24 protein-coding genes are annotated in these 24,233 nt (G+C 59.9%); 17 read left to right on the top strand and 7 right to left on the bottom strand.

The genetic code is table 11. The features are described from left to right. Positions 1–10: 10 nt before the first annotated feature. Positions 11–958 (bottom strand): HNH endonuclease, encoded by a 948-nt coding sequence (locus HMPREF2604_RS03000; RefSeq protein WP_246818363.1) that lies wholly within the window; start codon positions 956–958, stop codon positions 11–13. A gap of 308 nt (positions 959–1,266) precedes the next feature. Between HMPREF2604_RS03000 and dapB the strand changes: the two genes are divergently transcribed. From dapB to HMPREF2604_RS03035, 7 genes are all read left to right on the top strand, one after another. Continuing rightward, a complete protein-coding gene (gene dapB / locus HMPREF2604_RS03005) occupies positions 1,267–2,013 on the top strand; it encodes a 4-hydroxy-tetrahydrodipicolinate reductase (protein ID WP_070563130.1) in 747 nt (248 codons plus the stop codon). Then, positions 2,013–2,762, top strand: a complete 750-nt coding sequence (gene thyX / locus HMPREF2604_RS03010; RefSeq protein ID WP_070563134.1) for an FAD-dependent thymidylate synthase — start codon at positions 2,013–2,015, stop codon at positions 2,760–2,762. The genes dapB and thyX overlap by 1 nt, the downstream gene beginning before the upstream one ends. A gap of 71 nt (positions 2,763–2,833) precedes the next feature. After that, complete coding sequence (dapA, locus tag HMPREF2604_RS03015; RefSeq protein ID WP_070524512.1) at positions 2,834–3,742, top strand: 4-hydroxy-tetrahydrodipicolinate synthase; 909 nt, start codon at positions 2,834–2,836, stop codon at positions 3,740–3,742. Between the two features lie 2 nt (positions 3,743–3,744). Then, positions 3,745–5,814 carry a ribonuclease J gene (locus HMPREF2604_RS03020; protein WP_083299156.1) on the top strand — a complete coding sequence of 690 codons (2,070 nt, stop codon included), beginning with the start codon at positions 3,745–3,747 and terminating at the stop codon, positions 5,812–5,814. A 43-nt stretch (positions 5,815–5,857) separates the two neighbouring features. After that, complete coding sequence (locus HMPREF2604_RS03025) at positions 5,858–6,499, top strand: TIGR03085 family metal-binding protein (RefSeq protein ID WP_070524511.1); 642 nt, start codon at positions 5,858–5,860, stop codon at positions 6,497–6,499. Positions 6,500–6,576: 77 nt separating this feature from the next. Then, a complete protein-coding gene (locus tag HMPREF2604_RS03030) occupies positions 6,577–9,825 on the top strand; it encodes a DNA translocase FtsK (protein ID WP_070524510.1) in 3,249 nt (1,082 codons plus the stop codon). Positions 9,826–10,004: 179 nt separating this feature from the next. Next, complete coding sequence (locus HMPREF2604_RS03035; protein ID WP_070524509.1) at positions 10,005–11,123, top strand: TerC family protein; 1,119 nt, start codon at positions 10,005–10,007, stop codon at positions 11,121–11,123. Positions 11,124–11,166: 43 nt separating this feature from the next. Here the strand turns inward: HMPREF2604_RS03035 and HMPREF2604_RS03040 are convergent, their stop codons facing one another. After that, a complete protein-coding gene (locus HMPREF2604_RS03040) occupies positions 11,167–11,457 on the bottom strand; it encodes a YciI family protein (protein WP_070524508.1) in 291 nt (96 codons plus the stop codon). A gap of 47 nt (positions 11,458–11,504) precedes the next feature. On the opposite strand from HMPREF2604_RS03040, the gene pgsA reads away from it, so the two are divergent. The 4 genes from pgsA to HMPREF2604_RS03060 all read left to right on the top strand — a co-directional run bounded on the left by pgsA (position 11,505) and on the right by HMPREF2604_RS03060 (position 13,913). Next, on the top strand, positions 11,505–12,095 hold the full coding sequence (pgsA, locus tag HMPREF2604_RS03045) for a CDP-diacylglycerol--glycerol-3-phosphate 3-phosphatidyltransferase (protein WP_198530979.1): 591 nt from the start codon (positions 11,505–11,507) through the stop codon (positions 12,093–12,095). Next, complete coding sequence (locus HMPREF2604_RS03050; protein WP_070563138.1) at positions 12,092–12,577, top strand: nicotinamide-nucleotide amidohydrolase family protein; 486 nt, start codon at positions 12,092–12,094, stop codon at positions 12,575–12,577. The genes pgsA and HMPREF2604_RS03050 overlap by 4 nt, the downstream gene beginning before the upstream one ends. A 45-nt stretch (positions 12,578–12,622) precedes the next feature. Then, positions 12,623–12,970: a helix-turn-helix domain-containing protein gene (locus tag HMPREF2604_RS03055; RefSeq protein WP_070563143.1), complete on the top strand. Its 348-nt coding sequence runs from the start codon at positions 12,623–12,625 to the stop codon at positions 12,968–12,970. A gap of 106 nt (positions 12,971–13,076) precedes the next feature. Next, a complete protein-coding gene (locus HMPREF2604_RS03060; RefSeq protein WP_070531429.1) occupies positions 13,077–13,913 on the top strand; it encodes a PspA/IM30 family protein in 837 nt (278 codons plus the stop codon). Between the two features lie 12 nt (positions 13,914–13,925). On the opposite strand, the gene HMPREF2604_RS03065 is transcribed toward HMPREF2604_RS03060, so the two are convergent. The 3 genes from HMPREF2604_RS03065 to HMPREF2604_RS03075 are packed head-to-tail and all read right to left on the bottom strand — an operon-like array spanning position 13,926 to position 15,819. Continuing rightward, a complete protein-coding gene (locus tag HMPREF2604_RS03065) occupies positions 13,926–14,540 on the bottom strand; it encodes an energy-coupling factor transporter transmembrane component T family protein (protein WP_070524506.1) in 615 nt (204 codons plus the stop codon). Positions 14,541–14,545: 5 nt separating this feature from the next. Continuing rightward, positions 14,546–15,238, bottom strand: coding sequence for an energy-coupling factor ABC transporter ATP-binding protein (locus tag HMPREF2604_RS03070; RefSeq protein WP_070524505.1), 693 nt, complete (start codon positions 15,236–15,238; stop codon positions 14,546–14,548). A 5-nt stretch (positions 15,239–15,243) separates the two neighbouring features. Then, entirely contained in the window at positions 15,244–15,819 is a 576-nt protein-coding gene (locus HMPREF2604_RS03075) for a biotin transporter BioY (RefSeq protein WP_070524504.1), read from the bottom strand. 111 nt (positions 15,820–15,930) lie between these two features. Here HMPREF2604_RS03075 and HMPREF2604_RS03080 point away from each other — a divergent pair, with 111 nt between their 5' ends. From HMPREF2604_RS03080 to HMPREF2604_RS03105, 6 genes are all read left to right on the top strand, one after another. Continuing rightward, a complete protein-coding gene (locus tag HMPREF2604_RS03080; protein WP_070524503.1) occupies positions 15,931–16,452 on the top strand; it encodes a hypothetical protein in 522 nt (173 codons plus the stop codon). A gap of 238 nt (positions 16,453–16,690) precedes the next feature. After that, a complete protein-coding gene (gene recA / locus HMPREF2604_RS03085; RefSeq protein WP_070524502.1) occupies positions 16,691–17,824 on the top strand; it encodes a recombinase RecA in 1,134 nt (377 codons plus the stop codon). Positions 17,825–17,833: 9 nt separating this feature from the next. Further along, positions 17,834–18,433, top strand: coding sequence for a recombination regulator RecX (gene recX, locus HMPREF2604_RS03090; protein WP_070524501.1), 600 nt, complete (start codon positions 17,834–17,836; stop codon positions 18,431–18,433). Between the two features lie 8 nt (positions 18,434–18,441). Then, positions 18,442–19,992: a tRNA (N6-isopentenyl adenosine(37)-C2)-methylthiotransferase MiaB gene (miaB, locus tag HMPREF2604_RS03095; RefSeq protein ID WP_083299157.1), complete on the top strand. Its 1,551-nt coding sequence runs from the start codon at positions 18,442–18,444 to the stop codon at positions 19,990–19,992. A gap of 21 nt (positions 19,993–20,013) precedes the next feature. After that, on the top strand, positions 20,014–20,646 hold the full coding sequence (locus HMPREF2604_RS03100; RefSeq protein WP_070524499.1) for an Rv2732c family membrane protein: 633 nt from the start codon (positions 20,014–20,016) through the stop codon (positions 20,644–20,646). A gap of 28 nt (positions 20,647–20,674) precedes the next feature. Further along, positions 20,675–21,763 carry an alkene reductase gene (locus HMPREF2604_RS03105; protein ID WP_083299158.1) on the top strand — a complete coding sequence of 363 codons (1,089 nt, stop codon included), beginning with the start codon at positions 20,675–20,677 and terminating at the stop codon, positions 21,761–21,763. On the opposite strand, the gene HMPREF2604_RS03110 is transcribed toward HMPREF2604_RS03105, so the two are convergent. Next, entirely contained in the window at positions 21,745–22,821 is a 1,077-nt protein-coding gene (locus tag HMPREF2604_RS03110) for a GNAT family N-acetyltransferase (RefSeq protein ID WP_070524497.1), read from the bottom strand. The two genes, HMPREF2604_RS03105 and HMPREF2604_RS03110, sit on opposite strands and share 19 nt — an antisense overlap. A gap of 18 nt (positions 22,822–22,839) precedes the next feature. After that, complete coding sequence (locus HMPREF2604_RS03115) at positions 22,840–24,156, bottom strand: DUF349 domain-containing protein (protein ID WP_070524496.1); 1,317 nt, start codon at positions 24,154–24,156, stop codon at positions 22,840–22,842. Between the last annotated feature and the right edge of the window lie 77 nt (positions 24,157–24,233).

Below are 24,233 nucleotides of genomic sequence, written 5' to 3' on the forward strand. Positions count from 1 at the left end.
GAGGTAGGAACTAAACCCAGGACGCTTCACCTTCAGCCCAGTTGTGCCGGTGGTCTAACTGGGTGAGGAAAGCTGGTTTGTTGCATCCGCCGACCCGGCAGGTCCCATCGCGGCCTTCGACATGTTTGCGCATGACAACACCTGGTTGGTAGCCGTCTGCTTCGTCGATGTCACCGGTTAGATCCCGGGTTTTATCATGCGGCATGGCTTCTTGGCGCCAGCCAAAGCCTTCAATGAAGGTTGGTGCATTGTCGATATCGCAGGCTTGGTAGGTGTGTAAGACTACGGTGGCTGGTGGTTGTATCTCGCCGCTTAAGAGTTTGATGACTGCTTCAGCAACAGTGATTCCTTCTTTTGCGGCGGTTTGGTGGATGAAGGCATCGAGTTTAATGCCGGTATCTTCCCCAACCTGGAGTTCCAGCCACGCAGAGGTTCCGTTGGAAGAAAAGCGGTAGGTGTCTTTGGGGCGGGTATCACGGTAGGCGATGGAATCATCCAGGGTTTTACAGATGTCGCGGACTTTACGCCTGATTTGGCTGCGGGTGGGAAAAGCCTGATTCGCCTTAGTGGGGGTGAAGAAGTCAGCCAGGATGGTGTCGATGAAATCCAGGGTTTCAGCAGTCAAGGCGGTTAGTGCTGACATGGGTTGGTCAATAGCAATCAAGGACTCGATGTCCAGCAGGCAGTGGGTGTCTTGTATGGCTTTGACTTTCGGCAGGCTATCAAGCCGGTGGATGGCACGCAGACCTGCTTTGATGTGACCTTCCGGAAGTGACCAGGCCGCCACCAAGCTTAAAGCGGTGGTGTTGATATCAGCCTGCAGGCTGGGCATAGCAGCAACCCAGGTGTTGTAGATAGCGCGGCGGGCTGCCGCACGGGCTATAGCGTGTGGATTATTCGGATTCGTTGTTGAGAAGAAGAAAAAGGAGGTTGAAGGGTGCGTGGCGGTGGTAGTCATGAATGTCTCCCCCCGAGAAACATGAGTTAGAAGAAATGTTCTAACCATGATTCTACCGACCCTCACCGCACATAGCCATAGCCAGCAGTAAATTCACGTCAAGTCGTTACTACAAACGGGGGTAGCTGTGTCAAATTAGATTGGATGTGCGATATAAATGTGGCAGGTTGTAAAACCGCCTAAACGCCAGTGAACTACCCAATTGGTCGAGGTTTATGGCGGCCCTCTCTGCCCTGTCCCAAACCCTGCCGGCGGCGGGGATAGACTGGGCACAGCTGACCGTATGAACATGTATGAAGGGATTGTGAATGACTATCAAGGTGGGTGTCCTTGGCGCTAAGGGCCGCGTGGGGCAGGCAATCGTGGAGGGCGTCAACGCTGCAGAAGAACTGGAGCTTGTCGCTGAAATTGATCGCGAAACCCCGCTGGAGAAGCTAGTTGAAGCAGGCGCCGAGGTCGCCGTCGACTTCACTCAGCCCGCATCGGTTATGGATAATCTTGAGTTTTGTATCGCCAACGGAATCCATGCTGTTGTCGGCACCACGGGCTTCGATGAGGAGCGGCTAGCCAAGGTAGAGGAGTGGACTAAGAAGGAGGGCGCTGGCAACGTTCTCATCGCTCCGAACTTTGCTGTCTCAGCTGTATTGACCATGGTGTTTGCTGCCCAAGCGGCGAAGTTCTTCGATAGCGCCGAGGTTGTTGAATACCACCACCCGAATAAGCTTGACGCGCCGTCCGGCACGGCGGTTCATACTGCGCAGGGAATTGCGAAGGCTCGTAAGGAAGCTGGCCTTGATGCAATGCCGGACAAGACCGAGCAGTCCCTTGACGGTGCGCGAGGTGCAGACGTTGATGGCGTCCACGTCCATGCAGTTCGCATGCAGGGAATGGTGGCGCATGAAGAGGTAATCTTCGGTACCCAAGGGCAATCCCTGACCATCCGCCAGGATTCCTATGACCGCTCTTCCTTTACTCCCGGTGTTTTGCTTGGTGTGCGCGAGATTTCCTCCCACGCAGGTTTGACCGTGGGGCTTGAGAAGTATCTGGGGCTGTAATGGCAAAGGTCTCTGAGCTTGATGTCCAACTCATCGCGGCAACGGCGTTTCATGCACCACGCGGGGTGGATTGGAAGGCGGACGAGGGGGCGTCGGAAAGCGAGGCGTTAGTCGAGTTTGCTGGGCGTGCGTGTTACGAGTCCTTCGATAAGCCAAATCCTCGTACCGCGTCGAACCAGGCTTATTTACACCACATCTTGGAAGTGGGTCACGACGCGCTTCTGGAGCATGCCACCGCGACGCTGTATATAAGAGGGCTGTCGCGCTCGGCAACGCATGAGTTGGTGCGCCACCGGCACTTCTCCTTCTCCCAGCTTTCACAACGCTTCGTACACTCCGACGAAGCAGAGGTCGTGCTGCCCAAGTTCATTGCAGAAGATGAGCAGCTAACGCGGTTAACGCTACAAGCGGCCGATGAAGCGAGGTTTGTCTACGAGGAGCTGCTCGACGCCCTCGAGTCCAAACTGGAAGAGGAGCCAAACGCATTGCTTCGTAAGAAGCAAGCGCGGCAGGCAGCGCGGGCGGTCTTGCCCAATCTCACAGAGTCCCGCATAGTAGTGACCGGCAACTACCGAGCGTGGCGCCACTTTATCGGCGCTCGGGCAACGGAGCAGGCTGATACTGAGATGCGCCAATTGGCGGTGACATGCTTGAAGCTGTTGAGAGAGCAATCGCCGGTGCTTTTCGACGACTTCCACATCACCACTTTGTCCGACGGGACCGAAATGGCTTCGAGCCCGTACGCTTAAAGGCTTTGCAGGAGACTCGCGCACGACCCCGATGCGGCCAATAGGGGCGAAAGCGGGTAATCTTGACGCCTATGAGCACAGGTATGACAGCACAGACAGGCGTCGACACCTTCGGACGCGTAGGCGTAGCTATGGTCACTCCATTTGACCAGGATGGCGCCTTGGACGTGTCCGCTGGTCGTCGCCTGGCAGCTCATCTGGTTGATAACGGTATTGATTCGCTCATTTTGGCTGGGACCACGGGTGAGTCACCGACGACGTCATTGGATGAGAAACTGGAGCTGTTTGCAGCTGTAAAGGAAGAGGTAGGCAGTCGCGCTAAATTGTGTGCGGGAGCGGGAACCAATAACACCGCCACCAGCATTTCAGCAGCGCGCGCTTTCGCTGATGCGGGAGCAGACAGCCTCTTGGTTGTAACTCCGTATTACTCCAAGCCTTCCCAAGCCGGTGTGTATGCGCACTTTAGCGCTGTCGCTGACGCCGTGGACCTCCCCATTTGTCTGTATGACATCCCTGGCCGCTCGGGCATTCCGATTGAGACGGAGACCCTTCTTCGCCTCGCGGAAGTGCCGAACATCAAGGCCGTCAAGGACGCCAAAGGCGATCTTGTGGCGGCTGCACCGCTTATCCAGGAAACCGGATTGGCATGGTACTCCGGAGATGACGGGCTGAACTTGCCGTGGCTGGCCCTCGGTGCTTCAGGCGTTATTTCCGTGATTGGTCATATTGCCCCGCGTGCCCTGGCTGATCTCTACGTGGCCTTCGACGAAGGTGATATCGCACGTGCGCGAGAGATCAACGCGAAAACTTTGTCCCCGCTCGTCGAGGCGCAAGGCCGCCTCGGAGGAGCAACTCTTGTTAAAGCTGCCTTGCGCCTGCAGGGCATTGAAGTTGGAGAACCTCGTCTCCCGGTTTCCGCTGCTGACGCGGATGAGATCGAGGTTCTCCGTCACGATTTGGAAAAGGCTGGAGTCCTTTAAGAATGACTGAATCCCGTAACCGTTCCCGCAAGGTGACCCGCAAGGCGGGTCCGCCTTCGGAGACCGAGACCGCCTCGAATGAGGCGGCTTCGCCGGTTTTCCAAGCGCCGAAGGAATCGGCTGCTTCCGGCGCATCCTCTAAGGAGTCTGGAAGCTCTGACGACGGCAACCGTCGTTCCCGTTCTCGTGGTTCCCGTGGCGGCCGTGGTCGCGGCCGCGGCGGCAACAACAACCACAACAACGGCAATAACAACAACGGTGGTCGTAACAACCGCAATCGCAACAACAACCGCGGCCGTCGCAATGTACCTAAGTCCATGCAAGGCGCGGATCTGACCAAGCGTCTGCCGGAGCCGCCGAAGCAGCAGAAGGACTCTCTGCGTATCTATGCCTTGGGCGGTATTTCCGAGATCGGTCGAAACATGACCGTCTTTGAGTACCAGGATGAGATGCTCATCATCGACTGTGGTGTGCTTTTCCCGTCCTCCGGTGAGCCAGGCGTGGACCTGATTCTCCCGGACTTTGGTCCGATTGAGAAGAAGATTCACAAGGTCAAGGCGCTCGTCGTAACCCACGCGCACGAGGACCACATTGGTGCTATCCCGTGGCTGCTGAAGCTGCGCCCGGATATCCCGATCGTGGCTTCGCGCTTCACCATTGCGCTGATTGCTGCCAAGTGTAAGGAACACCGCCAGAAGCCGAAGTTCGTTGAGGTCAATGAGATGTCCGATGTGAATTACGGTCCGTTCCGTTGCCGCTTCTGGGCAGTGAACCACTCCGTCCCGGATGCCCTCGGCGTCATGCTGGGAACCCCGGCTGGCAACATCATCCACACCGGTGATATCAAGCTGGACCAGACCCCGCTGGATAACCGCCCGACGGACCTGCCGGCCCTGTCGCGCTACGGCGACGAAGGCGTGGACCTCATGCTGTGCGATTCCACCAACGCCAACATCCCGGGTGTGTCCGCCTCTGAGGGCGACATTCCGGCAACGTTTAAGCGCCTAGTTTCTGGGGCCAAGCAGCGCGTGATCATCGCTTCCTTCGCCTCGAACGTCTACCGCGTGCAGGCGGCTATCGACGCCGCCGTGGCCGCCGGCCGCAAGGTTGCGTTCAACGGCCGCTCCATGATGCGCAACATGGAAATCGCGGAGAAGATGGGCTTCCTGAAGGTTCCGCGCGGCACCATCATCCCGATCGATGAGGCAGCCAAGATGGCTCCGCACAAGGTACTGCTCATCACCACCGGTACCCAGGGTGAGCCGATGGCGGCGCTGTCCCGCATGGCCCGTCGTGAGCATCGCCAGATCACCGTCCGCGATGGTGACCTCATCATCTTCTCCTCCTCCCTGATTCCGGGTAATGAGGAGGCCGTGTTCGGCGTTATCAACATGCTGTCCCAGATTGGCGCTGAGGTCATCACGAACAAGGAAGCTAAGGTCCACGCCTCCGGCCACGGTTATGGTGGCGAGCTGCTCTTCCTTTACAACGCTGCACGCCCGAAGAATGCCATGCCGGTGCACGGCGAGTGGCGCCACCTGCGTGCAAACAAGGAGCTGGCAGTCTCCACTGGTGTGGCCCGTGATCGCGTGGTCCTTGCGCAGAACGGCGTTGTCGTCGATCTGCGCAACGGCCGTGCTGAGGTCGTCGGCCAGATCCCGGTGGGCAACCTCTACGTCGATGGTGTGTCGATGGGTGATGTCGACGCCGATACCCTCGCGGACCGCACCAACCTGGGTGCCGGCGGTGTCGTTTCCATCACCTGTGTCATCGATAACCGCACGTCGCGCCTGCTTGAGCATCCGACGGTGTCCACGACGGGCTTCTCCGACGATGATCGCGGTATCGTGCCTGAGGTCGCCGAGATGGTGGAGAACACCATGAATGACCTCGCCGCTGAGGGGGAGAACGATACCTACCGCATGGTGCAGAAGCTGCGCCGCAAGGTCTCGAAGCTCATGGACTCCAAGTACAAGCGCGAGCCGGTGATTCTGCCGACCATCGTTCCGACGAACTCGGATATCCTGCTGCCTGACGACGACGAAGTTCACGCTTCCCGCGAATCGCTCTAAAGCTAAGGCCGCAAGCGCCCCAGTGTTCCCGCCTCCGGTGGGTATGCTGGGGCGCATGTCGTTTTCTTCAGCAGAGCGCGCCAAGATGGTGGCGTTGTTCCATGAGCTTGGCCCTGATGCCCCGACGTTGTGCGAAGGGTGGACAACCCGAGACCTAGCAACGCACTTGTGGGTGCGTGAGAACCGCCCTGATGCAGCGCTCGGTTCCTTTATTCCAGCGCTGTCCTCTCATGCACGGAGCGTCGCTAATGGGGTCCGCGAGGGCATGACGTATGAGGAGTTGGTGGATGCGTGGGGGAGGGGAGCATCTAGGTTTAGCCCTCTGCGCTATGTAGACTCCGTGTTCAACGCGGCCGAGCACTTTGTCCACCATGAGGATCTCCGCCGAGCTAATGGCCACATTGAACCAAGGGATCTTTCACGAGCAGTCAACAAAGAGCTACTGGCGCCGTTGAAACTGCTAGGCACACGGCTGCTGTCGCACTCGCGCCTGCCCGTTGTCCTGGAGCCACAAGGTTTCCCGCCGATCGTGGCTGCGGATAGACATCGTGTGTCTGGACAAGGCGACGCTGTGGTTCGCGTACGAGGTACCGTGTCCGAGGTGCTCTTGTGGGCCTTCGGCCGCGACGCTGCTGATGTCGAGATTGAAGGCGATGAATCCGCAATCGTAAGGTCAAGCCTGTAGGCTGAACCGCTAATTTTCTTCGCCATACGTGTGTGGCGCATGTTGTTAATGGGGCTTTTGCTACTAGAGTGGCAATCATGTCTGTCAAGAACGCTCCGTCTCGCGCCTCCGGCCGAGGTCGCACGGCCAATCGCTCGCGACCGTCGGGCCGCACAAGCTACTCGCTGACGTCTGCTACTCGCGCTGCCGAGACCTCCGAAGAGAGGACCGGCAGCGCCTTTCGTGCCGTTGGTCACGGACTGGGCACCGTATTTGGCGCTACGGCCCGGGGCATGGGGAGTATGGCGCGGGGAGTCGGGCATGGCCTCGCCGGACTCAAGCCAGCTGAAGCGAGAGATCGGGACGAGGATCTTTATGATCCCGCTTATGATGCGTCCTATGACGAAGAGGCTTTTGATGATTACGACGATGTGAGGGAGCCAGGGGAAATTTCTGGACGCGCGAAGAATAAGAGAACTAGCAACAGGGCTGAGGGTGGCACTTCGTCGAAAAGCAAGGTGACCCGTGCCCAGGACGTTGACGGCGAGATGCCGACGAGCATCATGGAGCGCCCCGCCCGGGTAGAGAAGAGCATTCGCGTCTCCAACCCGGATGCGGTCGCGCTCGTGCTGATTGGTGTGGCCATCGTCTTGGCCTGCGCTACGTGGTTCCAGGTGGCTGGCATTATCGGTGAGTACCTCACCAATGCTGTGCGCTATGTGATTGGCGCGGGCGCCTATGTTCTTCCTGTTGCGCTCATCGCCGTAGCCATCGCGCTCATGATGGACCTTTCCGGCCCGGCCGGCCACTTCAAGCCGCGCGTGGTTGGCGGCACGGCCCTGATCGTGGTCTGCATGCTGAGCCTTATCCATATCTTTGCTGGGCTCCCGGACCTTACGTGGAATAATAACGCCGCCGGAGAGGCCGGAGGCGCTATCGGTTTTGCTATCGGTGAGCTGCTCGTAGCAGCCTTCTCTAGCTACGTGGCCGTGCCGTTGCTCTTCCTGTTGATTGTCTATGGGGCGCTCAACATCACTGGCATCACTCTGCGCGAAGCCTATGACTTCGTGGCTGCCCAATTCTCTACACTCGTCGGTGGACTCCGTGACCGGAAGGACCGCTCGGAGCATGAGCTGCTTGACGACGCCTCCGCAGACGACTACGGCTATGTCAGCGATGACATCGACGCCATTGCCGAGGGGCGCGAGCGCCCCACGCGCCCGGTCCATACCCCGCGTCCGCGTCAGCGCCAGCGCACGCAGCACACGCAGAGCTACCCGGCTCTGCCGGATGAAAACGCCACGGTCTCCTTTGACTCGGCGGCACAGCCCACGAAGCAGGAACCGGTCCAACACGGCCGCCCCTCCTTTGATGCCGTGCCCGAGCGCCGCGTCGATGACACCGACGAGATCCCCGTTGTTCCGGAGCCGGAGCAGAAGCAGAAGGCAGCACCGAAGCCTGTCGAGAAGCCGGTTGAGAAACCTGCGCACAAGCCTGCACAGCAGAAGCGTCCCCGCGTAGACGTTGGCGGTGCCGCCGGTGCGGCGCTGGGGGCGGCAGCCGCGGGGGCGTCGGCAAGCGTAGCGTCTGCTGGGGCGGCCGGGGAGGACGTTGTCTCTGCCGCACACTCCGAGGCCGTCCGTATGTTCCAGGAGCGTTCCGGCCGCGATGCGCGCACGGGCGCCAAGGTCGACGAGGATGTTCAAGACGCGGCGCAACAAGCACCCGCGGCCCCGAGCGGTGCGGAAGATACCGCACTGGGAGGCGGTTATGACGTGCCGACGACTGACCTGCTTACGGCCGGCAAGCCTGCGAAGGCTCGCACGGAGGCCAACGACCGCATCATCGAAGCCATCACTGAAGTATTTGAGGAGTTTAAGGTCGATGCCCAGGTCACCGGGTTTAGCCGTGGCCCGACAGTGACGCGCTATGAGATTGAGCTGGGACCAGGCGTCAAGGTTTCGAAGATTACCAACCTGCAGTCCAATCTGGCTTATGCAGTGGCGACGGATAACCTGCGCCTGTTGACCCCGATTCCGGGCAAGTCTGCAGTCGGTATCGAGGTGCCTAATGCGGACCGTGAAATGGTGCGCCTGCGTGATGTTTTGGATTCCCCGGCATTGCGTGCTGATAACGATCCGATGCTCATCGGCTTGGGTAAGGACATCGAGGGTCAATTCACCTCCTTCTCCGTGAAGAAGATGCCGCACCTTCTCGTGGCCGGCGCAACCGGTTCAGGTAAGTCGGCGTTCGTGAACTCGATGCTGGTCTCGCTGCTGACCCGCGCGACCCCGGAGGACGTTCGCCTCATCCTGGTGGATCCGAAGATGGTCGAGCTCACGCCCTACGAGGGTATCCCGCACCTCATCACCCCGATCATTACGCAGCCAAAGAAGGCTGCTGCGGCCCTGCAATGGCTGGTGGAGGAGATGGAGCAGCGCTACATGGACATGCAGGCTGCCCGCGTGCGCAAGATCGAGGATTTCAACCGCAAGGTTCGCAGCGGCGAATACCAGGCCCCGGCCGGCTCCCAGCGAGAGATGCGCCCGTACCCCTACATCGTGTGCGTCGTGGACGAGCTCGCGGACCTCATGATGACGGCGCCGAAGGAGATCGAGGACTCCATCGTCCGCATCACCCAGAAGGCCCGTGCGGCGGGTATTCACCTCGTGCTCGCAACACAGCGCCCGTCCGTGGACGTGGTCACCGGCCTTATCAAGACCAACGTGCCGTCCCGCCTGGCGTTCGCGACGTCCTCGCTCACGGACTCCCGCGTCATCTTGGACCAGGGTGGTGCCGAAAAGCTCATCGGTATGGGCGATGGCCTGTTTATCCCGCAGGGCGGGCGCCCAGTGCGCATGCAGGGCGCGTTCGTCTCCGACGAAGAGGTGCAGGCGGTTGTCGACGCCGCGAAGGCACAAGGCGCACCGAACTACACCGAAGGTGTCACGGAGGATAAAGCCAAGGACGCCAAGAAGGAGATCGACGAGGAGATCGGCAAGGACATGGACGACCTCTTGGAGGCCGTCGACCTCGTGGTCACGTCCCAGCTGGGTTCCACCTCGATGCTCCAGCGCAAGTTGCGTATCGGATTCGCCAAGGCCGGCCGACTCATGGACCTCATGGAATCACGCGGTGTGGTCGGGCCATCGGAAGGCTCCAAGGCCCGTGAGGTGCTGGTCAAACCGGAAGAGCTCGACACCATCATTTGGATGATCAAGGGGGCGGACCCAGCAGAGGCACCGAAGGAAGTCCAGGAAGCTGAAGGCACTGACGGTGCTGACGAGGAGTCAGCAGATACCCGCACCGTCGAAATCTCTGCCAACCCCTCCACAGGTGCGTTCTAAGTTCCGTGTAGGATAGGACGAGTCTTGGAGGGGAGTACCCCAATCCTCGGCGTCGATCGTCAACACGGCAACTGCGGTACAGTTCCCGGTCGCGCCGGCTAGCGTTGCTCTGCGTAAGCATCACTAGCGGGGGAGACCTCCGGTCTTTGTTGTCGCGTCGACCGGAGGGATAGCGCATTATGCACGTACCATTGTGGGTTTGGGCCATCACCATGGTGGTGATTCTGGGCTTTTTTATTTTCGATTTCTACAGCCACGTTCGCTCGCCCCATGAGCCTACGCTCAAGGAATCCGGTGGGTGGACGCTGTTCTATATGGCAATCGCCGTTGTCTTCGGCGGAGTTGTATGGGTGCTGTGGGACAGCGAACATGCCGCTCAGTTCTACACCGGTTGGGTGACGGAACAGGCGCTGAGCGTGGACAATCTATTCGTCTTCTCGCTCATCATGGGATCCTTCAAAATCCCCCGCAGATACCAGCAGAAGGTGCTCCTCATCGGAATCGTTTTGGCACTGGTATTCCGTCTCATTTTCATTTTGTTGGGCGCGGCAATTATCGCTGCATGGTCCGATGTCTTCTACATCTTCGCAATCTTCCTCATTTACACCGCAGTGAAGCTGCTCATCGATGAGATCAACGACGCCCCGGAGACTGACCCCAATGACATGTTGGTGGTCAAATGGCTGCGCAAGGTCGTACACGTAACCCCGCGCTACCACGGCGATAAGCTCACCCACCGTGAAGAGTCCGGGGAGAAGAAGGGGAAGTTCGCGCTTACCCCGCTGTTCGTGGCGCTGGCAGCAATTGGGCTTATCGACGTCATGTTTGCTTTCGACTCCATCCCCGCCATCTACGGCATTACCTCGGAGCCCTTCCTGGTATTCACCACCAACGCATTCGCGCTCATGGGGCTGCGTCAGATGTTCTTCCTCATCGATGGCCTGTTGGACCGTCTGGTTTACCTGCCCTATGGCCTGGGTATCATTCTGCTGTTCATCGGCGTCAAGCTGTTGTTCCACGCATTGCATGAGAACAACTTGCCGTTTATTAATGGCGGTGAGGATGTTTCCGCCGTGCCGGAGATTTCCACGCTGATGTCGCTGCTGGTCATCGTCGGCGTGCTCGCAATCACTGTGTTGCTGTCCGTGTGGAAAGACAAGCGCGACCAAACTCAGGGTGGCGTGGTGATTTCCCACAACCACTACGACTGGGACGATTTTGGCAACAAGATCGTTCGTAACAAGCAGGGAGAGCTTGTGGGCAAGGCAGAGGACCTGCCGAAATCCGAGCTGCCCTAACTCCGAGTGCTGCCCGAGTCCCGGGCAGCATGGGGGGAAGAGTTTAAAAGGAATTGATAACGGGATTCCACTCGCGGAAGGCACGGCCCGTAACAGCGCCTTCGGTGTAGAAGGGATCTTGGTCCATGAGGGCGATTACCTCGGCCACCTCAATTGACTCGTCCTCAAACTGCAGGACGATGAGAGCCCCACCCTTGGAATCGGTGAAGGGGCCCGATCCGCAGATCTGGCCTTTCTCATGGAGCGCGCCGATGAACTCGCGGTGTTTCGGGCGAACATTTGCGATGACTGGGTTGGATGGATTGTATTCATAGGAGACAGCGAAGTACTTCATATTTTCCATGGTAGTGCTCGCGCGAGGGGTAGGGAGGCCACGGTAGGATGAAGGGCGTGAATGATTCTCAGGCTGCGCACAACCACTCTCAAACCGCGGATGTAAATCCCGAGGTCTCCAATTGGAATCTTCCCAATATCTTGACCAGTTTGCGCATCCTCTTTATCCCCCTGTTCGCCTGGTTGGTTCTGGCCGGACATGAGTGGTGGGCCTTTGTATGCTTTGCGCTCCTCATGCTCACAGACAAGCTGGACGGCGATATTGCACGCTCGCGTGGGCTCATTACAAATTTCGGCAAGATTGCGGATCCCATCGCGGATAAGGCTCTGATGACTGCGGCCTTCGTGTGCCTCAACATCACTGGTGCTCTGCCCGTGTGGATCACCGTCGTCATTCTTTTCCGTGAGTTCGGGATTACTATTTGGCGCTTCTTCTTGCTGCGCCAAGGAAAAGTGGTGCCGGCTTCCCAAGGTGGAAAGCTCAAGACAGCGCTGCAGACCTTGGCGGTGGCGTTGTATCTCTGTCCGCTGCCGGGGTGGATGGACCTTCCGAGCTTCCTCGTCATGTTGGCTGCCGCCTTCGTTACTGTCCTGACCGGCATCCAGTATCTCATTGATGGCCGTAGGGAGAACCAGTGAGCATCGAGAAGCAATTAGTGTCCAAGCTCCGCGAGCGCGGCGAAACCGTGGCGTTCTGTGAGTCCCTTACTGCAGGTTTAGCCGCTGCCACTGTGGCGAGCGTGCCGGGAGCCTCGGCGGTGTTGCGGGGCGGTCTGGTGACGTATGCGACAGAGGTCAAGGCACATTTCCTCAACACCACCGTGGAAGAGCTTGACGATCAAGGCGTGGTGTCTGCCGCTACTGCCGCGCAGATGGCTGAGGCCGCAGTTGTCGAAACGCGTGCGGATTGGGGGCTAGGGCTGACTGGTGTGGCCGGGCCGGACCTCCAAGAAGGTAAACCTGCGGGAACCGTGTATGTGGGGCTGTGCGGGAGGGGCGACGGGGGCGTCGCCAAGCGCGGCGTCCTCTATGAGCTTTCTGCTGAGGGGCGCAACGCGATTCGTGCCGGTGCAGTTGAGGCAGCATTGAGTCTTCTCCTATCAACTCTTGAAGAAAAATAGTTGATTGTGGGAACAAGGAGGAGTGCTGGGCCGTTGTACGGAGTGATGAACACTTCAGTTGCATTACTTGATAAGCCCACCCAGACCAGCACGCGGTCGACGCGGACCCCTGAGCCGCTGCTGCGTGAGGCACTCGGACTGACGCTTCGCGCCTTCCGTGCGGATAAGGGCGTGACCCTTCGTGAGCTCGCCGGTGTAGCGCGCGTGTCCCCGGGATACCTTTCGGAGTTGGAGCGCGGCCGCAAGGAGGTTTCCTCTGAGCTTCTGGCATCCGTGTGCCATGCGCTTGATGTCAGTGTTTCCGATGTTCTCATCGAGGCCGCTGGCTACATGGCGCTGCCATCGATGGATGAGGAGCTAGCGTCCACCGCACCCGCAGCATCGGAACCGTAGAACTGCGGCGTAGCACTGCTTGCTTCGCTAATATTAGGCAGGCAGAGAATTCTTTTCGAACACTTTTTATAGACACAACGAACTGCTGAGAAAGGCACCTTCTGTTATGGCGAATCCATTCGTAAAGGCCTGGAAGTACTTGATGGCTCTCTTCGATTCGAAGATCGAGGAGAACGCTGATCCGAAGGTACAGATTGAGCAGGCAATCGAGGAAGCTCAGCGCCAGCACCAGGAGCTCTCGCAGCAGGCTGCGGCGGTCATCGGCAACCAGCGTCAGCTGGAGATGCAGCTCAACCGCCGTCTCAGCGAGATCGAAAAGCTGCAGCAGAACACCCGCAACGCTCTGAACTTGGCGGACAAGGCTCGTGCTGAAGGCGATGCACAGAAGGCTACCGAGTATGAGAACGCAGCAGAAGCCTTCGCCGCCCAGTTGGTAACTGCCGAGGAGTCTGTTGAGGACACCAAGAAGCTGCATGATCAGGCACTGCAGCAGGCGGAGCAGGCTAAGAAGGCCGTCGAGCGCAATGGCATGGCCCTGCGTGAGAAGGTCAACGAGCGCTCGAAGCTGCTGTCCCAGCTTGAGCAGGCCAAGATGCAGGAGAAGGTTTCCGAGTCCCTCAACTCGATGAATGAGCTTTCTGCCAACGGCAACACCCCGTCCCTGGACGCGGTGCGCGACAAGATTGAGCGCCGTTACTCCAAGGCCCTGGGCCAGGCAGAGCTCGCGGAGAACTCCGTGTCTAACCGTATGCAGGAGATTGAGCAGGCTGGCGTGCAACTGGCTGGCCACTCCCGTCTCGAGCAGATTCGCGCGGAGATGAATAACCCGAAGGCCGTGGAGGGCAACTCCCAGCAGGCAATCGGCTCGGCAGGAACCCAGGCTCAGCCGAACGTGCAGAACGATGCTGTTCAGGCTCGCCTGCGCGAGCTGCGCGGAGAATAGGCGAGAATAGGCTTAGTCGCCGACGCCGCGCGCTTGAAGCGCCTCACCCATGGCGCGTGCGCGGCGGATAGAGCGAATGATAACCGGGGTGCCAAAAGCGGTTAATGATGCCGTGGCGCCCCGGGCTTTTCGTGCGTCTAGCACCTCGACCACGGTTCCCAGCATGAGGGGAAGCAGTCGAATAGTCAGGGACATCGCCAGCGTGATGTTCTCAACGGGGACCCCGAGGCGCCCCAGCGGGGCAACGGCGCGATCCAGGGAGTCCATCATCTCCGAGACTTTCGTCGTGAGTGTCAGCAGGACTGCCGCGCTAATCGCCGCGTAAATCGTGAGGAACATGATGGCAGCCTCCGTGAAGTCCTTCTGCCACCACTGAAAAGCAGCGAGTGCGACGAGGAGATAGAGCGGCGGCGCGAGCTGGCCGAGCGCGACGCGGAAGGGGACCCGGGCAATGGGGAAGAGGGCAAGAGGGAGAGCGAGGCTTAGCGCTGCCCAGCCGATCGTGTGAACGGCCAGCGAAGTCACGAGGATGAAGCCGATGAGTACGAGGAATTTCACCGCGGCGGGGATGCGGTGGATGATGGTGTCGGCGTCGACATAGAAGCCGAGTGGGATGTTCTTGGGCATGATCGCTAGAGGGGGCGGGATTCCATGAGCTTCGTATAGAAGGGGATGACCTCGTTGGGTGTTCCATCGGCGGCTACGTGGTGGTCGTCAATGCACAGAACGCGGTCAAAGTCGGAGAGGAAGTCGAGGTCGTGAGTAACGACGATCAGCTGCTGCTCCAGGCTGGCGAACTCGCGGCGAATGCGGTCACGGTTGCGAAGATCGAGCAGGGTTGTCGGCTCGTCGGCGATGATAACGGTCGGTTCCATGACCAGCACCGCAGCCAGCGCAAGGAGCTGTTTCTGCCCGCCGGAGAGCGAGTGTGGGGATTGCTCGGCCAGGGCGTCGAGGTCGAAGCGTTCGAGTGCGGCGTCGACACGCGCGGTGCGTTCCTCCCGAGGCAGCTTGAGGCGCCGCAGGGAGAATTCCACGTCATCGCGTACCTGCGGCATGACGATTTGGTTCTCGGCGTCTGAGAACACGAATCCCACGCGGCGCCGGATTTCTTTGCCGTGCTTGGCGACGTCCATGTTGTCCACCAAGACCTCACCGCGTGAGGGCTCACCGAGACCATTGATGAGCCGGACGAGGGTTGACTTGCCGCCGCCGTTGGCGCCGATGATGCCGATGCGTTGTTCGCTCAAGTTGAGGGAAACGTCGTTAAGCACCGGCGTCTCGTCGAAGGTGACGGACACGTTACGGAATTCAATGAGCGGCACGGGAGCTACTTCGCCTTAGCGGTGCGTCGGCCCATCAGGTCTGGGAACGCTGCGTGGACGCCGACCGCAATGACAACCATTACGGCGACCTTGATGAGATCGGGGATGAGGAATGGCCCTTGGGCGATGGTGGCTGCACCGAAGGACATGTCAGAGCGGTACATCAGGCCGAGAATTCCGCAGAAGTACTGGACGGCGAGGCCAACGACGCCGGCGATAGCGAGGATGAGCGTCATTCCACCCTTGTTGCGCGGGGCGCGGTAGGCGATGAGTCCGGCGATGGCCGGGGCGACCACATAACCAACGAGGTAGCCAACCGTGGGGCCGGCGAGAGCGCTCAACGCGCTACGTCCGCCGGCGAGGATGGGAAGGCCGACGAGGCCGAGGGCAATGAAGAGTAGGCCTACGAAGAGGCCGCGGCGGCCGCCGAGCACTAGGCCTGCGAGAATGATGACCGCGTTTTGAAGAACGATGGGTACGCCCGCGGTGGGAGTAGGAATAGAGACAAAAGCAAAGACTATGATGAGTGCGGTAAAGACCGCGACGTACGCGATGTCAGTCGCGACGGAATTCTTTTTCATGGGCCAAAGTTTATCCAGTGGGATAACTGTGCAGCAAATAGTACCTTTTGAACAGTGTTCAAGCATGCATTTTGGGCAGCGCATCCACCCCGAACGGGGTATCTTTGGTGCATGGAAATTGGGCAGAAACAAGCGTGGCTTAAGGGTTTAGGGTGCCTTAGGGCGCGCTATGGGGTAGTAGCACTTCTTTCCGGTGTGGCCATAGGCGGCCTAGCTGGATGTTCGTTGGTGAATTCCGCGAACGTCATCGAAAATATCGATGAGGCCGCTGGGGTCGAGGAAGGGGAGCCGGGAAGCGTAGACATGCCGATCGGTGACATCTTCGATTCGGAGTATGAACGGGTGATCATTATTTGCCCTGGCGCTACCGAAAGGGATGTCCTCGCCGCCAGCGATGGAACCTGGCAGGGAGGTACAGATGAGGATGATGAGTGGGTGCCACCGGCGGCGGGTAGCGTTGAGCTGTACCGTGATGTGCAAGGGTCGGGGTATTCCAAGTATATGAGTAGCAGGGCTAACCTCGATGACCTGGATGTCTGCAGCTCGTTAGGGGAGGAGGTGGCCGTTCTTCAGACTGCTGAGAAGGTGACCTTCTCGCGGCAAGAGCAGGACGGTCCTTGGGTGCTTCAGTAGTGGAGGCTGTCGCTGGGACACGCGCTTGGGCGAAATGGAAAATCGAACACTTGTGTGTGTATTGTGGGACGTGGTCCGGCGGGCACGTTAGGGTGACTTCGTGGCTTGAGGAGAGGGCGCTAAGGCTGTTTGAGTCGCGCCAGGGAACCTCAGCTGCCACGTGGCAGTCTAATTAGGTGCCAGCTTTAATTAACGCGTAAGAACGCACTACAACTGACGCACGATAGTGAGGAAATGAATGGCTACGAAGAAGAAGTCCTCGGCAGCGAGCAAGGGCGATGATCGTCAAAAAGCCCTTGACGCTGCCATGGCGATGATTGAGAAGGATTTTGGTAAGGGTGCCGTTATGCGCCTGGGTGATGATGATCGCCCGCCAATCCAGGCTATTTCCTCCGGTAATACGGCCATCGATATCGCATTGGGCGTCGGCGGCTTCCCGCGTGGCCGTATCGTGGAGATTTATGGTCCGGAATCCTCGGGTAAAACTACCGTTGCTCTGCACGCGATTGCATCGGCGCAGAAGACTGGCGGTATTGCGGCCTTCATCGATGCTGAGCATGCTCTCGATCCGGAGTACGCACGTCTGCTTGGCGTTGATACCGATAACCTGTTGGTCTCCCAGCCAGATACTGGTGAGCAGGCTTTGGAAATCGCCGATATGCTCGTGCGCTCTGGTGCTATTGACATCATCGTGATTGACTCGGTTGCTGCGCTGACCCCCAAGGCGGAGATCGAAGGTGAGATGGGTGATAGCCACGTTGGCCTCCAGGCTCGTCTCATGTCCCAGGCGCTGCGTAAGATGACGGGTGCTCTGTACAACTCGGGGACCACCGCCATCTTCATCAACCAGCTGCGTGAAAAGATCGGCGTGATGTTTGGTTCGCCGGAGACCACGACTGGCGGTAAGGCGCTGAAGTTCTACGCCTCGGTGCGCTGCGATATTCGCCGCATTCAGACCCTCAAGGACGGTCAGGATGCCATCGGTAACCGCACCAAGCTCAAGGTTGTAAAGAACAAGGTCTCCCCGCCGTTCAAGATCGCTGAGTTCGACATCATGTATGGCGAAGGTATTTCGCGCGAGTCTTCCATTATTGACTTGGGCGTCGAACACGGCTTCATCAAGAAGTCTGGTTCCTGGTTTACCTATGAGGGTGACCAGCTGGGCCAAGGCAAGGAGAAGGCTCGTAACTTCCTCAAGGATAATCCGGATCTGGCGGATGAGATTGAGAAGAAGATCTTCGTCAAGCTCGGTGTGGGTGCTGCCGCTGCCGAGAGTGGCGACAACGTGGCCATGGATGTGCCAGGAGCAGATGATCCGCTGACGGATGAGTCTGTGGATCTGGTTCCGAACGTCGATTTCGACGACGACTAAACGGGATCTATGGCACAACCCTCATCGGAGAAGATTGAGAAGCTGCGCCAGGCCCTCGAATCCTATGAATCAGGTGACGCGGGCGGACAGCTAGTTGACGCAGAAGCCGAAGCTGCGAAGGCTCCCGTGCGTTCTCGTGCGCTCGGTCTGCTGGACCAGAGAGCGCGTTCCCGCAAGGAACTGCGTGACCGCCTCGTTGCTGCGGACTTCGAGCCCGACGTGGTCGAGGAAGTTGTTGATGACCTCGCAGATGTCGGCCTTGTTGATGACGCGAGCTTTGCCAAGGAATGGGTTCGCCAGCGTCATGCGCGGCGCGGCAAGTCGTCCCGCGCCCTCAACGTGGAGCTCAAGGAGAAGGGCGTTGATGCCGCTGATCGGGCCGCAGCCTTAGAGCAGATTACAGACGAATCTGAAGAGGCCGTCGCCCGCCAGGTCGCGGAGAAGAAGGCGCGGACGCTTAAAAAGGTTCCGGCCGACCGGCATGAAAGGGACAAATTCCTGCGCCGCATCGTGGGAACGCTCGCGCGGCGCGGCTACAACCAGGAACTTGTCATGCGCATATCCATCGAGGCTCTTGATGCGCGCATCGCCGAATTAAAGGCATTATGAGTAGCCGGATGGGCCAGTTAGAATGTCCCCCCGTGAGCTCCCCCGAAATCAATAGCCAGCCCCGCACCTATGAGGTGCGGACTTTCGGCTGCCAAATGAACGTTCATGACTCCGAGCGCATCTCCGGTTTGCTCGAGGAAGCCGGCTACTCGGCGGCACCGGATGGCGCCGAGCCTGACCTCGTAGTCTTCAACACCTGTGCTGTGCGTGAGAACGCCGACAAGCGTTTGTATGGAACCCTAGGTGCGCTCAAGAAGACGAAAGAGAACCACCCCGGCATGCAGATCGCTGTGGGCGGCTGCTTGGCGCAAAAGGATAAGGACACAGTCCTTGACCATGCGCCGTGGGTCGATGCGGTATTCGGCACCCACAACATGGCGGCTTTGCCGACACTTCTTGAACGCGCTCGCCACAATGATGAGGCCCAGGTTGAAATCGTCGACGCGCTTGAGGCTTTTCCCTCCGTGCTGCCGGCCAAGCGCGAGTCCGCCTATGCCGGGTGGGTATCGGTCTCCGTGGGCTGCAATAACACCTGTACTTTCTGCATCGTTCCTTCCCTGCGCGGCAAGGAGGAGGACCGCCGCCCTGGCGACATCCTCGCAGAGGTTCAGGCCTTGGTGGAGCAGGGCGTGTCCGAGGTGACGTTGCTGGGCCAAAACGTCAATGCCTATGGCGTCAATTTCGCTGACCCGGACCTGCCGCGAGACCGCTTCGCCTTTTCCAAGCTGCTGCGGGAAGTGGGCAAGATCGAGGGGCTTGAGCGCCTGCGCTTTACTTCCCCGCACCCGGCAGAGTTCACCTCCGACGTCATCGATGCCATGGCGGAGACTCCGGCTGTGTGCCCGCAGTTGCACATGCCGCTGCAGTCTGGCTCCGACAAGGTCCTCAAAGACATGCGCCGTTCCTACCGCACGAAGAAGTTCCTGGGCATCCTCGACGAAGTGCGCGAGAAAATGCCGCACGCCGCCATCACCACCGATATCATCGTGGGCTTCCCCGGTGAGACGGAGGAGGACTTTGAGGCCACCCTGGATGTGGTGCGTCGCGCCCGCTTCGCCTCCGCGTTTACCTTCCAGTATTCGCCGCGTCCGGGAACCCCGGCTGCGGTCATGGAGAACCAGATCCCGAAGGAGGTAGTGCAGGAGCGCTTCGAGCGCCTTGTAGCGCTGCAAGACTGCATCCAGGCCGAGGAGAATGCGAAGCTCATCGGCACCGATGTGGAGCTCCTGGTCCAGGCGGAAGGCGGCCGCAAGTCCGCCGAGACCCACCGCCTTACCGGTCGTGCTCGCGATGGCCGCCTCGTTCACTTTGCTCCCGTCGATGGTGAGGGCAAGGACATCTCCACGGAGATTCGCCCTGGCGATGTCGTGCACACCACCGTGACGGATGCGGGTTCCTTCTTCCTCGTGGCCGATTCCGGTGTCAGTGAGCACCGCCGCACCAAGGCCGGCGACATGTCGGCTGCGGGGCAGACCCCGACCACGGCGCCGATTGGGGTGGGGTTGGGGCTGCCGGGCGTCGGCAAGCCCAGCGCTCCCGCTGATTCCTGTGGCTGCTAGAAGGGAGTAGGCTCCGATTCTATGAGTGATGACTTGAAGCAGGTGCGCGATGCTGTCGCCGCAGAAAAGCGCGCGGCGAAGACCATCGAACTGGGAAAGCACAAATATGCGCTCATCGTGTCTGTCGTGGCGTGGGTAGCGTATCTGGTTCTGCCTTATGCCGGTGACGCCCGTGGATGGGAAGCACTCTTCGTAGGCGGAACCGCCGAGGGAGTGCGAATTTCACTTATGGAGACCGTTAGCGCCTGGTTAGCGTTGGGTGGCGTGGGAATTCTGACTACCGCTACGATCCTTACGCGGCGGACGTCTGTGGCTCTCGCCGCATGGATGATGGTGACCATCTCCTTTTTCGTTAACTTGTGGGGATTCTGGTACCGCGGCGGTGCCGCTGAGGGGGCATCTATTGGCATGTACGTGGGCGCTGTGTCTACGTTGGTGGCCTTCCTGGTGTACTGCCAAGTGGCGTTGCGCCGCAGCCCTGAGCAGCTAGCCGCCGCGGAGCGTGTCCGTGAAGTCTCGGGGCAGCTTGACCACGTGGGAGTCCTGCAGAACGAAGCCGCGACCGCGCTTCCAGCGGAACAGAACCCGCTGCTTATCGACGACCGCCGCTCACGCGCCGCCTCACGCCACCGGAGCCAGCAGGGCGAGGAATAAGCGTTCCTAGATTCGTGTTGTGGAGTGCATGGCTACACTCTTTGACTCTTTAGAACTGGGACGACTAACGCTTCCAAACCGCGTGACGATGGCGGCTTTGACCCGGTCGCGCGCAGGTCGCGACGGTGTCCCCACGCAGTTGCACGAGAGGTACTACGCGCAACGCGCCTCCATGGGGCTTATCGTGACAGAAGGTGTGCTCCCAGCGGTGACCAGCCGTGCCTTCCCAGGCCAGCCTGGTATCGAGACACCAGAGCAGATAGCTGGGTGGCGTCGCGTGGCGAAGTCCGTTCACGATTCCGGCGGGCGCATCTTCATGCAGGTAATGAATGGCGGGCGTTTGTCTCATGCCAGCCTTCTTGAAGGAGCGGAGCCGGCAGCTCCCTCCGCGCTGGCCTCCGGCACTGCGGTGAGAGATTTCGAATCCCGTAAGGAGTGCCCAGTGCCCCGAGCACTCGATAGTGAAGAGATGCCGCGCATCATCGATGAGTTCCGGCAAGCCGCACGCAACGCCATTGACGCAGGCATGGATGGCGTAGAGATCCACGGTGCCAACGGCTATCTCCTGCATCAATTCCTTTCCCCGAGCTCGAATCACCGCGACGATGCTTATGGCGGAAGCCCGCAGAAGCGCTACCGTCTTGTGGAGGAGATCCTGCGTGCGGTGGCTGAAGAGATTGGCGCGGACCGCCTTGCGCTGCGCCTATCGCCGCAAAACAATATTCAAGGCATTGAGGAAAGCGATACTGAGGATGTGCGCGCCACCTATGGTGGGCTGCTTCGCGCCATCGAAGACCTCGGCTTGGCCTATGTTTCTTTCCTTCACGCAGAGCCCACTGGTGAGCTCATCACCGAGCTGAGCACTCATGTTCGCGCCAACGGGAAGACACGCGTCATCCTCAACTCAGGCTTTGGTCGTATCACCCAGCGGGAGGAGGCCGAGCAGCTGGTGCAGCACGGCGATGCCGTGGCGGTGGGGCGGCTGGCCATCTCGAATCCGGACCTAGTCCGCCGCTGGCAGGAGGAATTGCCTGTCACCGCGCCGGATGAGAGAACGTTCTACACGGGAGGGGAGCGCGGCTATACCGACTACCCCGTTTATACAGTGAGCTCGTAGGCGCTGCTGGCGGAAATGACGTGCGCCCCGAGGCGGGCATACAGCGCGTTCATCGCTGGATCGGCCTGGGCCACTGAGCAATACGCACGGCGCACGGTGGGCCAGTGGTGCGCCACTGCGTACTGAGCGTGCTGTTTGGCGCGCGTGGCGAACCCGCGGCGTCGGTATTCACGGTCAGTCACTGTAAGCGTCCACTCGCACACCTCGGGGTCTGCATCGCCGTGACGGGAGAGCTCCGTGAGGGCGACGACTTTACCTCGGTCGAGAATACCCACGAGCAGAGTGTGCGCTCCGCGGGAGCGCAGTCGGGCGTGAGCCTCCTTGAGGCGCTGCCGCGTCCACACGATGGGCTCGACGCTCAAGTCACCGTAGACCGCGTCGGTGGAGGCGAGGGTGAGCAAGCGGAGGACGTCGTCAAGCAGTGCATCCGGAATGTCGTAGTCCGGCCAGACGTGCGCGCCGAGGACCGGGGAGGTGGCAGCGATGTCGATGTACATCTGGCGCTCGGCGTGCTTCTGGCGAAAGCCCAGTTCGAGGTAGGCCTGCGACATCGGATCGTATGAGTAGTCCGCGTCCGGCGGGTACAGCATGCCAACCTGGGCATTCTTGCGGCCTAGCTGGCGGGTAAGGCGGAGGGCTTCGCGGGCCAAGATCCGCGTGACCTCGAGGGCTTCCGGCTCCAGCTCTTCTCCAGGCAGCGGGAGGAGATCGGCGGCGAGGACGCACTCGATGTCGGCGTTATCTGTCTCTTCCAAAAGCGGAAGCGAGATGTGGATGAAACCGTCGAAGTCAATTTCCGGGCTGGGCTCGGCGGCCGAAATAACCGGCAAGCCCAACTCTCCAGCTGGGCCCAAGACGGAGTCTGTCAGACCAACGAGGTAGGTGCGTGACTCCGTAGAACCTTGGAGACGCTGGAGCACGCGACGCGGAGAGCCACTGGCTGCAGGATCACCGCTGGCCTCTTGTGCGGCAAGGTTAGCGTCGAAGACGAAGCTGCGGAGACAGTCAGCCGGCTCAGCGTGTGCTGAGCCCGGCGGGGCGACGATGTGAACGAACACTCAGGCTACGCGGCGCGCTTACTTGCCGTTGACAGCAGCCGCGGCGGCATCCGCGAACTCCTGCCACTGCTTCGCCTGGGCACGCAGATCCTCTGCCTTCTTGGTATTGCCCTTGGCCTCAGCTGCTTCTGCTTGAGCGGTGAAGTCATCCACCTTGGCCTGGAACTGAGCCACGCGGGCCTGGGCCTCCGGATCGGTCCGGCGCCACTCTGAATCCTCGGCATCGCTTACGCGCTTTTCCAGAGCGGAAATCTTAGCCTCGAACTCGCGCACCTGATTGCGTGGGACGAAACCAATCTCCTCCCACTTTTCTTGCAGCTCTCGCAGCTTGGCCTTCGCCGCGTCGAGCGACTTGGTGGGATCAATCTGGGAGTCATATTCCGCAATGAGTGCGTCCTTGGCGGCGGCGTTCTCTGCGAACTGCTTGTCGCGCTCATCGTTGACGGCGTTGCGGGCATTAAAGAAGTGGTCCTGCGCGGCGCGGAAGCGGGCCCAGAGCTTGTCATCAATCTCGCGCGGCGCGCGGCCAGCGGCCTTCCACTCCGTCATGAGGTCGCGGTAAGCGCGCGCCGTCTCACCCCAGTTGGTGGATTCCTTGATAGCTTCTGCGCGCTCAACCAATTCTTCCTTCTTGGCGCGGGCAGCAGCGCGGTTGCGGTCGAGCTCAGCGAAGTGCGAGCCGCGGCGGCGGTTGAAGGAATCCCGGGCGCGGGAATAGCGCTTCCACAGGGCATCATCCGTGTGGCGGTCGATGCCGCGGATCTGCTTCCATTCCTCGAGGATGGCGCGGATTCGGTCGCCGGCGGCCTTCCACTCCGTCGAGTTAGCGGCGATGTCCTCGGCCTCTGCGGCGAGCTTCTCCTTCTTTGCGATTGCCTCCTCGCGGCGGCGGGCCTTATCGGCCTGTGCTTGTTCGCCGGCCTCCACAGAATGCTCGATGACGGTGCCTAGGCGCTGATCCAAGGCTGCAATATCACCAATCACCGCCTGCGTGGGCAGGGATTCCCGCAGCTCTGCCGCGGTAGCCTTAATCGATGCTGCATCGCCCGGATGTGCATTCAGGCGGGATTCCAGCAGCTCGATCTCGGTAGACAGATCATCGTAGCGCGCGCCAAAATGCGCTAGGCCTTCTTCGGGAGTACCGGCCTGCCATTCACCGATCTTGCGTTCGCCCTCGGGTGCTTTGACATACACCGAACCATCAGCATCAACGCGGCCCCACTGAGTGGGATCGTTCTTCACGGGCTGCACCGGGCGAGCTGCCGGGGCGGACGGAGTTGGGCCGGGACGAGAACCCTTGCGGGGCATGGCTCCAGGGGAAGGAATAGCGGACATGGTAGGAAACCACCTTCGGTACTATCGCGCCGCGCGACACGGCTGCCAGAACTTATGTCACACAACACTACCGTTTC

Source organism: Corynebacterium sp. HMSC055A01 (assembly GCF_001809405.1).
In the GTDB taxonomy this organism is placed as follows: Bacteria; Actinomycetota; Actinomycetes; order Mycobacteriales; family Mycobacteriaceae; genus Corynebacterium; species Corynebacterium hesseae.

Bases quoted from the DNA above. Each gene is read 5' to 3' on its own strand.
- HMPREF2604_RS03000 (WP_246818363.1), bottom strand. From the start codon at position 958: ATGACTACCACCGCCACGCACCCTTCAACCTCCTTTTTCTTCTTCTCA.
- dapB (WP_070563130.1), top strand. From the start codon at position 1,267: ATGACTATCAAGGTGGGTGTCCTTGGCGCTAAGGGCCGCGTGGGGCAG.
- thyX (WP_070563134.1), top strand. From the start codon at position 2,013: ATGGCAAAGGTCTCTGAGCTTGATGTCCAACTCATCGCGGCAACGGCG.
- dapA (WP_070524512.1), top strand. From the start codon at position 2,834: ATGAGCACAGGTATGACAGCACAGACAGGCGTCGACACCTTCGGACGC.
- HMPREF2604_RS03020 (WP_083299156.1), top strand. From the start codon at position 3,745: ATGACTGAATCCCGTAACCGTTCCCGCAAGGTGACCCGCAAGGCGGGT.
- HMPREF2604_RS03025 (WP_070524511.1), top strand. From the start codon at position 5,858: ATGCTGGGGCGCATGTCGTTTTCTTCAGCAGAGCGCGCCAAGATGGTG.
- HMPREF2604_RS03030 (WP_070524510.1), top strand. From the start codon at position 6,577: ATGTCTGTCAAGAACGCTCCGTCTCGCGCCTCCGGCCGAGGTCGCACG.
- HMPREF2604_RS03035 (WP_070524509.1), top strand. From the start codon at position 10,005: ATGCACGTACCATTGTGGGTTTGGGCCATCACCATGGTGGTGATTCTG.
- HMPREF2604_RS03040 (WP_070524508.1), bottom strand. From the start codon at position 11,457: ATGAAGTACTTCGCTGTCTCCTATGAATACAATCCATCCAACCCAGTC.
- pgsA (WP_198530979.1), top strand. From the start codon at position 11,505: ATGAAGGGCGTGAATGATTCTCAGGCTGCGCACAACCACTCTCAAACC.
- HMPREF2604_RS03055 (WP_070563143.1), top strand. From the start codon at position 12,623: ATGAACACTTCAGTTGCATTACTTGATAAGCCCACCCAGACCAGCACG.
- HMPREF2604_RS03060 (WP_070531429.1), top strand. From the start codon at position 13,077: ATGGCGAATCCATTCGTAAAGGCCTGGAAGTACTTGATGGCTCTCTTC.
- HMPREF2604_RS03065 (WP_070524506.1), bottom strand. From the start codon at position 14,540: ATGCCCAAGAACATCCCACTCGGCTTCTATGTCGACGCCGACACCATC.
- HMPREF2604_RS03075 (WP_070524504.1), bottom strand. From the start codon at position 15,819: ATGAAAAAGAATTCCGTCGCGACTGACATCGCGTACGTCGCGGTCTTT.
- HMPREF2604_RS03080 (WP_070524503.1), top strand. From the start codon at position 15,931: ATGGAAATTGGGCAGAAACAAGCGTGGCTTAAGGGTTTAGGGTGCCTT.
- recA (WP_070524502.1), top strand. From the start codon at position 16,691: ATGGCTACGAAGAAGAAGTCCTCGGCAGCGAGCAAGGGCGATGATCGT.
- recX (WP_070524501.1), top strand. From the start codon at position 17,834: ATGGCACAACCCTCATCGGAGAAGATTGAGAAGCTGCGCCAGGCCCTC.
- miaB (WP_083299157.1), top strand. From the start codon at position 18,442: ATGGGCCAGTTAGAATGTCCCCCCGTGAGCTCCCCCGAAATCAATAGC.
- HMPREF2604_RS03100 (WP_070524499.1), top strand. From the start codon at position 20,014: ATGAGTGATGACTTGAAGCAGGTGCGCGATGCTGTCGCCGCAGAAAAG.
- HMPREF2604_RS03105 (WP_083299158.1), top strand. From the start codon at position 20,675: ATGGCTACACTCTTTGACTCTTTAGAACTGGGACGACTAACGCTTCCA.
- HMPREF2604_RS03115 (WP_070524496.1), bottom strand. From the start codon at position 24,156: ATGTCCGCTATTCCTTCCCCTGGAGCCATGCCCCGCAAGGGTTCTCGT.